This is a genomic window from Sporacetigenium sp. TC11 (assembly GCF_058146105.1).
In genome coordinates, this window is sequence record NZ_JBYVNY010000019.1 from 1 (window position 1) to 14,022 (window position 14,022).

Below are 14,022 nucleotides of genomic sequence, written 5' to 3' on the forward strand. Positions count from 1 at the left end.
CTTGCATGTGTTAGGCACGCCGCCAGCGTTCATCCTGAGCCAGGATCAAACTCTCATGATAAACTTGGCATTACTTTATAAATAAATGGTGTTTAATTATCCTACTGTTTAATTTTCAAAGTTCAATTATCTTGTCCCTTTTCTTAAGGACAAGTAATAATATATCATGTATATAATATAGAGTCAATACATTTTTGTATTTTTATTTTAAAATTTATTTCTTACTATATTTTATTATAATTTCTTATATTATACTATTTTATTCTTTCATTATGAAATTTTGTATTATTTGTTATTTTCTATTTTTTCAAAATAATTATTCTATTCTTTTCATTAATATTGTATAATTAAATTAGTTTAGAATACGTTTTTTATATATTTATAATATTTCTTATTGGTCCAAGCATAGAATTATTATAAATATAAATCAAATCTTAGGGGGTATAATTTTATGGGTAACACACCAAAACTTAAAAGGAAGGCAAACTTATTAGAAGCTCTTTTTCCTATTGTAGCATTAATAGCATTTTTAGCATTTGCTATATTTAAGTATGATGCTTCTCCACACATTCCACTTATCCTTGGTGCAATAGTAGCTGCAATAGTTGCTACGACAAGGTTAGGTTATACATGGGGTGAGCTTGAAGAAGGTATACTTAAAACAATTAATATGGCAATGCAAGCCGTTCTTATACTTATAATAGTAGGTACATTAATAGGTACATGGATAGTTAGTGGTATAGTTCCTGCAATGATTTATTGGGGACTTGAAATATTATCACCAGGTATATTCTTAGTTGCTACAACAGTTATATGTTGTATAGTTTCTTTAGCAACTGGTTCTTCTTGGACTACTGCTGGTACTGTTGGTATAGCACTAATTGGTATAGGTCAAGGCCTTGGAATACCTGCTCCTGTTGTTGCTGGTGCTATAATATCAGGTGCTTACTTTGGAGATAAAATGTCTCCATTATCAGATACAACTAACCTAGCTCCTGCAATGGCTGGTACAACATTATTTGAACACGTAAGACATATGATATTTACTACCGGTCCTGCTTTAATAATATCATTAATTATATACGCTATACTTGGTATGAAGTATGCAGGCCAAGCTCTTGATGTTGCACAAATAGAATTAATAAGAACTTCATTAGCTAATAACTTTAATACTCTTACTCCTGTTTTATTTATAGCTCCTGTAGCTGTTATAGCTATGGTTGTTCTTAAAGTTCCTGCTATACCAGGACTTATAGTTGGTTCATTATTAGGTGCAGTATTTGCTGGAGTATTCCAAGGTGCTGGTTTAGGAGATATAATAAATGCTGCACATTATGGATATGTTTCTGAAACTGGTATTGCCGCTGTTGATGATTTATTAACTCGTGGTGGATTAGATGGTATGATGTGGACAGTTTCACTTATACTTTGTGCATTATCTCTTGGTGGTGTACTAGAATCAACAGGTATGTTAGAAGCTATAGCCGCTAGTATATTACAATTTGCTAAAGGTACATTTGGTTTAGTAGCTGCTACTTTATTCTCTTGTACATTTGTAAACATAGTTACAGGTGAGCAATACTTATCTATAGTTATACCAGGAAGAATGTATAAAGATGAATTTAGAAAACGTGGGCTTCATCCTAAGAACTTATCGAGATGCTTAGAAGATAGTGGTACACTAACATCACCATTAGTTCCATGGAACACATGTGGTGCATATATGTTTGCTACACTAGGCGTTGCTCCACTAGCTTATTTACCATATGCATTCCTTAACTTAATAAATCCTTTAGTTTCTCTATTCTACGGAGCTACAGGAATAACAATGGAAAAACTTTCTGCTGAAGAAATGATTGAAGTTGAAAAAGAATTTAACTTAGCACCTTCTAATAAAGCATAATATAAATATAATAAAAGCTCCTATACAAAATAATGTATAGGAGCTTTTTATATTTATGCCACGTTTTTACAATTTGTCTCTTTTATAGCTAATGATGTTATTAAGGATATAGATACAAATACTATAGCAATTAAAAAAGCCTTTTGATACGTTTGTTGAATACTCATAGTTTTAGTATATATATCTATAATCTTACCCATTGTAGGAGGTAATATAGCTGATCCTAGAAATCCTCCCATATTTACAATAGAGGTAGAAATACCTGCTGCTTTTGGATCATTAACTTCTTTCCCACAAGGCCAAGATAATACAAAGGATGATGTACTAAAACCTATTATAAACATTATTGGTAATAATAGGTTTTTATCTGTATTTCCAAAAACTAGTATGACCCAACATATAAGAGATATTAAGTTAAAAACTATTATAGGCAATTTTCTTTTGCCTAGCTTATCAGATATCTTCCCCATAGCTATACTTCCTATAGCTACTCCAATTAATGCTATTGTTATATAATTTGAGCTCTGTATATCAGTCATTTTATATACATCTTTTAAATAACTCATGCCCCATCCACCTGTAAGTCCAACAAATGCTCCATACATTCCAGCAAATAATATAAACGGAGGCCATGTATATGGATTTTTACATACTCTTATAAAAGATTCTTTTATATTTACCTTTTCTGTTGTTTTTTGCTTATTTAATGAAGGCCATCCTTTATCTTCAGGACTATTACTAGTTATTATGTAATTTATAATCCCTAATACTATGGACACTATCCCTATTAATATAAATGTATTTCTCCAGCTTAATATAGATACTAAAAATAATAATGGAGCTTGTGCTATTATAGCCCCTAAGTTCCCTATAAATGATGTTATCCCTACCATAGTAGCAAATTCATTTACATAAAACCAATTAGATATTACTTTAAGTATACATACATATATTACTGCAACTCCTGCCCCAACTAATAATCTTGATATAAATGCAACCTGTATATTAGGAGATAATCCAAACATTATAGATCCTATTCCTCCTAATAAAATTCCTATAGTAACTGTTATTTTAGGTCCTAATGAATCTGCTAATATTCCAGTAGGTATTTGCATTATCATATAAGCATAGAAGTAAGCTGATATAAGATTTCCAAAATCAACAGCAGATAAGTTAAATGTTTGCTCCAAATCCGGCCTTACTACCCCTACAGATAACCTTTGAAAAAAGACTACAATATAGCATAAGCATAATATACTCCATACTAACCATCTATAACTTAGTACTCTTTTTAAACTTTCATTGTTTTCTTTTGCCATGATTTCCCCCTACGAAACTATTTTTTTAATTTTCTTAATATATATTATATTTTATATAATTAAATCTTTGAACAAATTTTTTTCTAATATTATATATTTAATAATTAAAAAAGCCACATTTTAAACTGTGGCTTTTTATTATGATTCTAATAATTTTTCTATTCTATTTTTATCAAATCCTATTACTTCTTCTCCTTCTATAATTATAACAGGAACTGACATATATCCTTTTTTCATTAGATCTTTTCTGTATTGAGGGTTTTCAGAGATATTATACTCTATATATTCTATATTGTTTTCTTTAAAGTAATCCTTTGCCATACCACAATATCCACATGAATTACTAGTATATATTTCTAATTTTTTCATTTATATAACCTCCCTTATTTATAATATTAATACCCTTTAATTTTGGTATTAAACTTTTTAATATATTTTATCATATAAGTTAATATTAATTAATAAGTACTTATTAACTAATATCTCTATTTAATTATTTCCACTTTAACATAAATTATAGTAAAATTTAATTATGATATATTTTACATAAAATATATATTTGTAGGAGGTTTAAAAATGAGCAAAAAGGTATTAATTCTTTCTGCTTCAACTGGTGGCGGTCATAATAGAGCAGCTCGAGCTATAAAGGAAGAAATAACAAAAAAAATAATAAATGGCGAAAAATTAGAATGTGAAATTGTAGATAGTTTGAAATTTGTACATAATATGATGGATAAAATAATATCTCAAGGATATGAAAAATCAGCACTTTATACACCTAAGGCATATGGAAGGGCTTATAGGATATCTGAATCAGATATAATATCTAAGCACGAATTTAAAAATAATCCTATAGCTGGATTAATGGCTAGAAAGTTAGGAAAATTAATAGAGTCTAAAAAGCCTGATGTAATAATAGGTACTCATCCATTTCCTATGATAGCTTTATGTAGTATAAAAAAAGATAATTCACCATTAGAAAATAAATTAGCTAGTACTATAAAGAAAAATCTTAAATTATCATATGAAATGGATATGCCTCCTATGATATCAGTATTGACAGATTATACAACTCATTCTACGTGGATACAGCAGGAAATAGACCATTATATAGTTGGAGATGAATTTGTTAAGCAACTTCTAATAGAAGAACTTGTTGATGAAAACAAAGTTCATACTTATGGTATACCTGTTGAAAAGTCATTTTTAACTAATAGAGATAGACAAACTGTTCTTAGTGAATTAAACCTTGATAAAGATAAATTTACTATATTGCTTATGGGTGGTAGCTTTGGCGCTGGTAATATAAGAGAGACATTAATAGAACTTTTAGATATAAATAGAGACTTTCAAATAATAGTTATATCTGGTAAAAATGAAACACTCAAAGAAAAAATCGATAAAAGCCTATTATCATATACTCATAATAAGAATGTATGTTCTTTAGGATTTACAGATAAAATGAATGATATTTTAGCAGCTGTAGATATATTAATAACTAAGCCAGGTGGCCTTACTACTACAGAAGCCTTATTAAAAGGTATTCCAATGATAATTCCTTATTATATTCCTGGTCAAGAAGAAGAAAACTTAGACTTTTTATTAAATTGTGGTGCTGCCTTAAAGCCTACAAAAAAATATACTATACCTGTACTTATAAAAACACTTATAGATGATCCAAATAGATTAAAAAGACTTAAAGAAAATATAGATTATATGAAGAAGTATAGTTCTGCAGAGAAGATAGCAGATTTAGTATTGCAACAATTATATAAGTAGTAAATCATAATATCCTTGTAATTTAAAAAACCAGCTATAAGCTGGTTTTTTATCTATATTAATATTAGTAATTAGGTTCGTATAAGTCTTCTTCATAATCATATTGAAAATTTTTATGGTTGTTTCTAAATTCACTACTTTTAACCTTAGTAGCTTTAGCCTTTGGCTTTTTCTTATTTATAACTTCCAAGCCGCTATCCTCATCAATATACTTTTCTTTGTCCTTTGATTTTAATTTTTTGATTCTTTTTTCTTTTATAGCTTTATGCTCTTCAAAGTTCATACCAGCTTTCATTATTACACCCCTAGTTTTAGATTTTAAGTATAAGATTAAATATATCACAAATTATACAATACAATTATATATACTTCAATAAGTGTTTTAAAAAATATTAAAGTAATTTTTTACAAAAAAAAGCCAAAGCATAAGCTTCGACTTTATATTTCTCTTCTATTTTCTAATGCCTTAGCTATAGTAACTTCATCAGCGTATTCTATATCTCCTCCTACAGGAAGTCCATGTGCTATTCGAGTTACTTTTACTCCCATAGGCTTTATTAATCTTGATATATACATAGCTGTTGCCTCACCCTCAATTGTCGGGTTTGTAGCTATTATTATTTCCTTTACTTCTTGATTGCCTAACCTTTGTATAAGTTCTCTAACTTTTATCATATCAGGACCAACTCCATCCATAGGAGATATAACTCCATGTAATACGTGGTACTGACCTTTAAATTCCTTAACTCGCTCCATAGAAGCTACATCTCTAGGGTCTTCTACTACGCATATGGTATCTTCATCCCTGCTCTTATTAGAGCATAGACTACAGGGGTCTTTGTCTGTTATGTTATAGCAATTAGAACAATATTTTATTTCTCTCTTAGCATCTACTATAGCCTTTGATAAAGCTTCTACATCATTAGTATTCATGTTTATTACATGAAAGGCTAACCTTTGAGCTGTTTTTCTTCCTACGCCAGGAAGCTTAGAAAATTCTTCTATAAGTCTAGAAATTGGTCCAGAAAAACCTTGCATATGCATCACCTAAAACAATCCAGGTATATTCATACCTCCTGTTAACTTGCCCATCTGAGAACTTGTCATCTCATCAATAGACCTTAAAGCTTCGTTAACAGCACTTAAAACTAAATCTTGAAGCATTTCTATATCATCTGGATCTACTACTTCTGGCTTTATCGTTATATCAATAAGTTCTTTTTTTCCATTTACCTTAACAGTAACAGCTCCTCCACCAACAGATGCTTCTATTTCCTTTGTCTCTAATTCTTTTTGTGCTTTTTGCATTTCCTCTTGCATTTTTTGAGCCTGCTTTAATAAGTTATTCATATTTCCTCCAGGCATCATTCCTGGAAATCCTTTTTTAGCCATATGTAAAACCTCCTAAATATATGTTATTTAAATATTATAGCATAATAATATATTATTTATTTACTTTACTTTTCCTCTAAAGATTCCTTAATATCTATTAAATCTTTAGGAAATATATTTTCTAGTATATCTACACCTTTATCCTTGCCTTTGTCTTCCTGGTCATTATCTTCCTCAAAATTTATATCATTTGCTTGAGATTTTAATATTATCTTTACCTTAAATTTTCTATGAGATATATTTCTTATGACATTCTCTATATATGTCAATGTATTGTATGCACTTAACTTATTCTTAGCAAATGCGAATTTATCATCAAATATTATATATAATGTATTTCCATGTATATTAAAATCTTTAGCTTCTCTTAATAATGCTTGAATAGGCATTTGTTTATCTTTTTTAATTTGTTCTAATATATTAGGCCATATTTTTTCTAATTGCCTTACATCCTCATTTCTTATTTCCTCGTACTCTATATAATCCTCTATAGAATCTTCTTTTGTAATTTCAATATCTGCTATTGTATTGTCTTCATCTTTAGAATTTGAAACTACTTTAATTCCACTAGATATAATTTTTTCAAGTTTGGATATTCTTTTAATTAAACCTTCATTACTATCATCAAACATAGGTTGGCATAGCTTCATTATGCATACTTCTACTAAAACTCTAGGATTAGATGAGTACTTTATATTATCTTGAGCCTCAGAAAGTACATTCAATATTCTTATTATATCTTTTATATCTATTTGACTCGATTGAGCTTTTAATTGTTCTATAGTTTCTTCTGGTAAAGATATTATTTCATTCAACTCTTTAGATACCTTGCATACCATTAAGTTTCTAAAGTGATCTATTAAATCACTTATAAAATTCTTTATATCTTTTCCCCATATAACAAGTTCATTTATCATTTCCAAACATGACTTTGTATCTTCACTAATTATATAATCAGATATTTTAAATAAATAATCTGTATTAACTGTACCAAGTAATTCAACAACATCCTTGTATTCTATATTATTATTACTAAAGGATATACATTGATCAAGTATGCTTAGGGCATCTCTAAGAGCTCCTTGTGAGTTCCTAGCTATAAGGTTTAAAGCCTTATCATCAGTCTCTACACCTATATCATTACATATATCTTTCATTCTATTAATCATATCACTTACTGTAACTCTCTTAAAATCAAATCTCTGACATCTTGATAATATAGTTGCAGGTATTTTATGAGGTTCTGTAGTAGCAAGTATAAATATCACATAGGATGGAGGCTCTTCTAATGTTTTCAACAGCGCATTAAAAGCTCCTTGAGAAAGCATATGAACTTCATCTATTATGTATACTTTATATTTAGATTTAGTTGGAGTATATTTAACATTCTCACGTATTTCTCTAATATCATCAACACTATTGTTAGATGCAGCATCTATTTCTATTACATCCATTGTATTATCAACTAATATATCCTTACATATGTCACAATTATTGCAAGGTTCTTCATTTATACTATTAGGACAATTAACTGTTCTTGCAAATATTTTTGCTGTGGACGTTTTTCCAGTTCCTCTAGTACCACTAAATAAATATGCGTGTCCTATGGTATTTGTCTGTATTTGGTTTTTAAGTGTTTTGATTATATGTTCTTGCCCAACTACATCTTTAAATGTTTGAGGTCTATACGATCTATATAATGCCTTATGCATCCGTTTATCTCTCCTTAAAATTTTAAGTAACTCTCTTTTATTATATACTAAACTAAATAATATATAAAAAAAATCCCTATAAAGGGATTTGATTTTTTATATTAAATGCTGTGCACCATCCTTCGATCTAATGTCATAGGCGTTACCTAGGCAGTTAGCTCGACTTAGGCACTCCCACGGCACATGAGAGTGATCACTTACCGTTGCTTCCTTCCGGACCTGGCGGGGTTTGTGAGCTCTCATTGCGCAGGACCTAAGTGTCAACACCACTTACCTAGGGCGGCCCTACAACAGTTAGACCTCTAGATGGAATTCAACCCTGCTATAGCGGATTGCAGGTTACAGGGCACCGCTACCTCCCCGTCTAGCACAGCAAAATTACAACCTAATTTATTGTATTATGGCGGAGAGAATGGGATTCGAACCCATGATACGACTCATCATCGTATACTCACTTTCCAGGCGAGCGCCTTCGACCAACTCGACCATCTCTCCAAATTACTTGCGTCTTAAATCTTTAAAAAACATCTTTAGTATATTAGAACATTGTTCTTCTAATATTCCTATATTTATTTTTATATTATTATTATTAAAATAATATAACTTTTGATTTAGATTTTTTTCACTATCTTTATTTTTTATATGTTTAGTTCCTATTACTATGTTTTTTATTCTAGATTCTATTATTGCACCTGTACACATAACACAAGGTTCCATTGTTATATACATTGTGCAGTTCATTAATCTCCAACCACCTAGTATTTTAGCAGCTTCTTTTATTGCCAAAATCTCAGCATGTGCAGTTGGATCTTTTAGTGTTTCTCTTAAATTGTGGGCTCTAGATATTATTATATCATTTTTAACTATAATAGCCCCTATTGGAGTTTCATTTTTATCATAAGCTTTATAAGCTTCTTTTAATGCTTCATTCATATAATAAGAGTGTTCCATCTTTCCTCCTATAACTTATGATAAGTATTATATTATCACACTTAGAGCCATAATTCAACTCAATTTACATAGAATGTTTATACAAAAAAGTAAATTTTTTACTAAAGTATTAAAAGAGCTTCATATTTAAGCTCTTTTAATATTTTTTTATAATTATATATTTTATTTGTTTATAACTTCAATTCCACCCATATAAGGTCTTAATACTTCAGGTACTACAACAGATCCATCAGCTTGTTGGTAGTTTTCTAATATAGCAGCTACTGTTCTTCCTATTGCAACCCCAGATCCATTTAATGTATGAACATATTCAGCTTTAGATTTTTTATCTCTTTTGAATCTTATGCCAGCTCTTCTAGCTTGGAAATCTTCAAAATTTGAACAAGAAGATATCTCAACGTATCTATTATAACTTGGCATCCATACCTCTATGTCATACTTAAATGCAGCTGTAAATCCTAAATCTCCTGTACATATTCTAACTACTCTATATGGTATTCCTAACATTTGTAATACAGTTTCTGCATCATTAGTCAATGATTCTAATTCTTTATATGAATCTTCCGGCTTTACAAATTTAACTAATTCTACTTTATTAAATTGATGTTGTCTTACAAGACCTCTTGTATCTCTTCCTGCAGATCCTGCCTCTGCTCTGAAACATGGAGTATATGCACAATAGTACATAGGTAACTTATCTCCATCCATTATTTCATCAGCATGTATATTAGTTACTGGTACTTCAGCTGTTGGAACTAAGAAATAATCTAATCCTTCTAACTTAAACATATCTTCTTCGAACTTAGGAAGTTGCCCTGTTCCTATAAAACTATTTCTATTAGCCATAAACGGTGGTAATACTTCCATATATCCATGTTTAGATGTATGAGTATCTAAGAAGAAGTTCATTAAAGATCTTTCAAGTCTAGCACCTAAACCTCTATATAAAGTAAATCTTGATCCTGTTATCTTACCTGCTGTTTCAAAATCTAGTATTCCTAAGTTAGTTCCTACATCCCAATGAGCCTTAGCTTCAAAATCAAATTTAGTTGGTTCACTCCATGTTCTTACTTCTACGTTGTCATCATCAGTAGTTCCTTGTGGAACATCTGGGTGTGGAACATTAGGTATTCTTAATAAATTATATTCCATTTCACCTTCAACTTTTCTAACCTGTTCATCTAATTCTTTTATTTTATCTGATAATTCTTTTAGTTTAGATTTTGCTTCCGTTACATCTTTACCTTCTTTAATCATCATAGGTATTTTTTTAGATTCAGTATTAGATTCATTTTTCATTACTTCAACTTCTTGAAGTAAGTCTCTTCTTTTGTTGTCTAATTCAACTACTGCATCTAAATCAAATTCCTTTTCTCCTCTTCTAGCCATAGCATGTTTTATTTCATCTAAGTTTTCCCTTATTCTTCTTATATCTAACATTTCTACTCCTCCTATTATTATCTTATGTATATTTTTATATAAAAAAAAGCCCCCATCCCTATAATAAGGGACGAAAGCTTACTCTTCCGCGTTGCCACCCTAGTTAATCATAATAAGTATTATGATTCACCTCGTATCTGTAACGTAGACTTACGGCTAATCTTACTTTTATTTCCGATTAGCAGCTCAGGAATGGATTCGAAAATCATTGACGTGAGTTCTCACCAACCACTCACTCTCTGAAGACAAACATATCTTCTACTATTTTCCTTCTTAGCTTTATAGTTATATAATTTCTTATTTGTTAACTATTATACTTATTGAAAATTTATTTTGCAAGTATAATTTTTTATTTTTTAATATTTTTTATTTATATATTAAATTTCATTGTTATCAGATTTCATTTCTTCTATATTCTTATAATATATAACTCTATGCTGAAATGGTATTTCTACTCCATTTTCATCAAATAGTTTCTTTATTTTTTCCATTATATCATAATATACATCCCAATAATCTTCAGTTTTTACCCAAGGTTTTGCAACTACTTGCATGGCATTATCTCCTAATGTATTAAGCCCTATTATTGGTTTTGGATCATTTAGTATCTTTGGTTCTTCTTTAAATGTCTTTTCTAATATACCTTTTACTTTTCTTATATCAGTATTATATGCTACATCAAAAGATAAATCTATTCTTCTTCTTTCTTGATGCGTATAGTTTATTACATTATCGCTAGTTAAATTAAAATTAGGTATTACTATAGTTTTATTGTCAGGTGTATTAAGTATAGTACTAAATATGTGTATATCTGAAACAGTACCTTCTACCCCTGATCCAAATATATAATCGCCTACTCTAAAAGGCTTAAAGAATAAAATTATTAGCCCTGAAGCTACATTTGATAAAGTCTCTTTAAATGCTAAACCTATTGCAAAGCCTGCAGCACTCAGCACAGCTACAAATGATATAGTTGGTATACCTGCTATTCCTAAGCAAGTTATTATTAGCGATATTACACATAGAGTGTATATAGCGTATACTATAAAATTTGTTATAGCTCTGTCTGCAGTTATTTTCATTAAAAACTTTTTGGTTAGCTTTTTTATCCATCTACACACATATAATCCTATTATAAATACAAAAATTGCATAAATTATATTAGGCCCATATGTTACAACATTATCTTTGAAGTTCATCCACATTCTCTCTGTCATTTTTATACCAGATATATTTATATTCGTAGATGTCATGTATGTACCTCCTTCATGCTATCTTTAATAGATTGTATACATTCAAAAAATTAAGGAACTCATGTTATATCATAAGTTCCTTTTATTAATTATATTACTTTTTTATTACAATTTCTACATTTAAATTAATTTTCCAATTTCATGTCTCCATATTTTATATGACCACTTTTTCTCATATATTCGGAGATAATTAAACATATTATAGCGGGTAAAATAAATTGTAATATTACGATCCCTATTATACCACTTTGTCCCATAACAGATAATGTTTGAATTGGTCCAACTAATCCACTTGTTCCCATACCGGCTCCAGTACTATTAGTCTTAAATTTAAATATAGTTGTAGCTATTGGACCTAATATAATACTAGCTAATGTAGGAGGAACTAATATTAATGGATTTTTTACTACATTAGGAAATTGTATTTTTGATGTTCCTAATCCCTGAGAGATAAGTCCTCCTATTTTATTTTCTCTATATGATGCGAAAGCAAACCCTATCATATGGCAAGAACACCCTATAAGTGCTGCTCCTGCAGCTAGTCCATCTAATCCTAATCCTATAGCTAAGGCCGCTGAACTTATTGGTGAAGTTAATACTAACCCCATAATAGCTGATACTATAATCCCCATAGGTATTGGTGTTAATTGTGTTGCTCTATTTATAAATGCTCCTATAGTAGACATTATATATGATACCATAGGAGATATAAATATACCTACTAATCCTCCAACTAAAATAACTATTGCTGGAATTAATATTATATCTACCTTAGTTTTACCTGCTATTCTTCTTCCTAATTCTGCACTTACTAAAGATGCAACATAAGCTCCTACAGGTTCACCTATTGATATAATAGAGCCTGCATCAGTTATATTTATACTTCCCCCTCCTATAGTAGCTGTTATAATGGAAGAAAATATAACAAGAGGTGGGCATCCTAAAGAATACGCTACACCTGCACCTATAGCTGGGGCCATCATTGTTTTCGCTATTTGACCAAATTGGGTCAATAATGGGATGTTGAATAAAGTTCCTATTTGTTGTAGTATAAGTCCTATTACCAAAGATGAGAATAATCCTAAAGCCATTCCGTTTAATGTTTTTACAAAGTAATTTTTCATGTTTCCCTCCCGTGTCTATACTTTTGTCTTGTCACCTATTGTCAAAAAAATATATATTTTAAATTATTATGTCAATAATATCTTTTTTTCTTTTAGGATTTTAATTATTTCATTAAAAGTTTCTTCATCTTTAACTTCTATAGTATGTATATGAACTCCGTTAGTTAAAGAAGATAATCCCGATGATTTAGTTTGTCTTAGCCTATATAAAAATTCATTAATATCTCTTTTAGAAGATATATTGAGCATTCCTTTTATCTCTCCATATATGGGATGTTCCACTATTATATCTATTACTTTTCCTCCCATATCTACTATTATTCCTAGTTCATCATCTATCTCGTCTATACTTTCATGATTTTTACAGCTTATAGTCTTTATTAATTTTTTATTATCTTTATACATTATATATCCTTGAGGAGTAGCAAATATATTCAATCCTTTTGCCCTTAATATAGCTATATCTTGAACTATAACTTGTCTACTAACACCTAGCTTAGAAGCTAAGTGTGACCCTTTTATGGGGTAATCGCTTTCTAGTAATATATCTTCAAGGTCATTCCTTCTTTTTAAAGTATCCACATATCTCCTCCTATATTTATTTAGATATATAATATCAAAAAATAGATGTATATTTCAATATTTATTAGTAAGTTTATTTATAATATAAGTTTTCCTTTAAAATAAAAAACTATGTGCACACACATAGTTTTTAATAAATTATATTAACAGAGTTTACTTCTCTAATTTTATTGACATCTTTTATAAAGCTGTCAATATTAAATACATTACATTCATCATTTATATATAATTTTATATTTATAAAGTCGTCTTCACTTGTAGTTTTCTCTATTCGCTCTAAGCTTATTTTATTATTTTCTACTAAAGTTATTATGTCTGTTAGTATACCCTTCTCGCATTCTAATATAAATCCCCTCATAAGTTTAATCCTCCTTGTTCATATTTATTATTATCTTAAATAATATGTCTAGGTTATAAACTTTATGAGTATATTTACATACAAAAAAAGACTACGCGGCTACGTCCTACTCTCCCAGGCAGCTTCCCACCAAGTACCATCGGCGCTAAGGAGCTTAACTTCTGTGTTCGGAATGGGAACAGGTGTATCCTCCTTGCTATTGTAACCAC

14 protein-coding genes, 1 tRNA gene, 2 rRNA genes, 1 other RNA gene and 1 other annotated feature are annotated in these 14,022 nt (G+C 29.6%); of the genes, 2 read left to right on the plus strand and 16 right to left on the minus strand.

Features of this window, described 5'->3' with window-relative positions; translation table 11 throughout:
- A 16S ribosomal RNA gene (locus tag ACUSRV_RS16600) occupies window positions 1–61 on the minus strand; the annotation flags it as partial.
- Window positions 62–451: 390 nt separating this feature from the next.
- Between ACUSRV_RS16600 and nhaC the strand changes: the two genes are divergently transcribed.
- Window positions 452–1,903, plus strand: coding sequence for a Na+/H+ antiporter NhaC (gene nhaC, locus ACUSRV_RS16605; protein ID WP_490143086.1), 1,452 nt, complete (start codon window positions 452–454; stop codon window positions 1,901–1,903).
- A 53-nt stretch (window positions 1,904–1,956) separates the two neighbouring features.
- On the opposite strand, the gene ACUSRV_RS16610 is transcribed toward nhaC, so the two are convergent.
- Window positions 1,957–3,222, minus strand: coding sequence for an MFS transporter (locus tag ACUSRV_RS16610; RefSeq protein WP_490143087.1), 1,266 nt, complete (start codon window positions 3,220–3,222; stop codon window positions 1,957–1,959).
- Window positions 3,223–3,360: 138 nt separating this feature from the next.
- Window positions 3,361–3,591: a glutaredoxin family protein gene (locus ACUSRV_RS16615; RefSeq protein WP_490143088.1), complete on the minus strand. Its 231-nt coding sequence runs from the start codon at window positions 3,589–3,591 to the stop codon at window positions 3,361–3,363.
- A gap of 207 nt (window positions 3,592–3,798) precedes the next feature.
- Between ACUSRV_RS16615 and ACUSRV_RS16620 the strand changes: the two genes are divergently transcribed.
- Window positions 3,799–5,001, plus strand: a complete 1,203-nt coding sequence (locus ACUSRV_RS16620) for an MGDG synthase family glycosyltransferase (protein ID WP_490143089.1) — start codon at window positions 3,799–3,801, stop codon at window positions 4,999–5,001.
- Window positions 5,002–5,065: 64 nt separating this feature from the next.
- Here ACUSRV_RS16620 and ACUSRV_RS16625 read toward each other — a convergent pair whose 3' ends face one another.
- From ACUSRV_RS16625 to rrf, 13 genes are all read right to left on the minus strand, one after another.
- Entirely contained in the window at window positions 5,066–5,296 is a 231-nt protein-coding gene (locus ACUSRV_RS16625; protein WP_490143090.1) for a hypothetical protein, read from the minus strand.
- 143 nt (window positions 5,297–5,439) lie between these two features.
- Window positions 5,440–6,039 carry a recombination mediator RecR gene (recR, locus tag ACUSRV_RS16630; RefSeq protein ID WP_490143091.1) on the minus strand — a complete coding sequence of 200 codons (600 nt, stop codon included), beginning with the start codon at window positions 6,037–6,039 and terminating at the stop codon, window positions 5,440–5,442.
- Between the two features lie 9 nt (window positions 6,040–6,048).
- The gene (locus ACUSRV_RS16635) at window positions 6,049–6,393 is read right to left on the minus strand and encodes a YbaB/EbfC family nucleoid-associated protein (protein WP_490143092.1); all 345 of its coding nucleotides are present in this window, start codon (window positions 6,391–6,393) and stop codon (window positions 6,049–6,051) included.
- A gap of 65 nt (window positions 6,394–6,458) precedes the next feature.
- A complete protein-coding gene (gene dnaX, locus ACUSRV_RS16640) occupies window positions 6,459–8,105 on the minus strand; it encodes a DNA polymerase III subunit gamma/tau (RefSeq protein WP_490143093.1) in 1,647 nt (548 codons plus the stop codon).
- A 108-nt stretch (window positions 8,106–8,213) separates the two neighbouring features.
- An RNA gene (gene ffs / locus ACUSRV_RS16645) (signal recognition particle sRNA large type) lies at window positions 8,214–8,478 on the minus strand.
- 28 nt (window positions 8,479–8,506) lie between these two features.
- A tRNA-Ser gene (locus ACUSRV_RS16650) sits at window positions 8,507–8,600 on the minus strand.
- A gap of 3 nt (window positions 8,601–8,603) precedes the next feature.
- Window positions 8,604–9,056, minus strand: coding sequence for a nucleoside deaminase (locus ACUSRV_RS16655; protein ID WP_490143094.1), 453 nt, complete (start codon window positions 9,054–9,056; stop codon window positions 8,604–8,606).
- A gap of 162 nt (window positions 9,057–9,218) precedes the next feature.
- On the minus strand, window positions 9,219–10,496 hold the full coding sequence (serS, locus tag ACUSRV_RS16660; RefSeq protein ID WP_490143095.1) for a serine--tRNA ligase: 1,278 nt from the start codon (window positions 10,494–10,496) through the stop codon (window positions 9,219–9,221).
- A gap of 63 nt (window positions 10,497–10,559) precedes the next feature.
- Window positions 10,560–10,780: a binding site (T-box leader), on the minus strand.
- 93 nt (window positions 10,781–10,873) lie between these two features.
- Complete coding sequence (locus ACUSRV_RS16665) at window positions 10,874–11,749, minus strand: mechanosensitive ion channel family protein (protein ID WP_490143096.1); 876 nt, start codon at window positions 11,747–11,749, stop codon at window positions 10,874–10,876.
- A 125-nt stretch (window positions 11,750–11,874) separates the two neighbouring features.
- Entirely contained in the window at window positions 11,875–12,873 is a 999-nt protein-coding gene (locus tag ACUSRV_RS16670) for a PTS sugar transporter subunit IIC (RefSeq protein ID WP_490143097.1), read from the minus strand.
- A gap of 66 nt (window positions 12,874–12,939) precedes the next feature.
- Entirely contained in the window at window positions 12,940–13,455 is a 516-nt protein-coding gene (locus tag ACUSRV_RS16675; RefSeq protein ID WP_490143098.1) for a transcription repressor NadR, read from the minus strand.
- A gap of 130 nt (window positions 13,456–13,585) precedes the next feature.
- The gene (locus ACUSRV_RS16680) at window positions 13,586–13,813 is read right to left on the minus strand and encodes a hypothetical protein (protein WP_490143099.1); all 228 of its coding nucleotides are present in this window, start codon (window positions 13,811–13,813) and stop codon (window positions 13,586–13,588) included.
- A 93-nt stretch (window positions 13,814–13,906) separates the two neighbouring features.
- A 5S ribosomal RNA gene (rrf, locus tag ACUSRV_RS16685) occupies window positions 13,907–14,022 on the minus strand.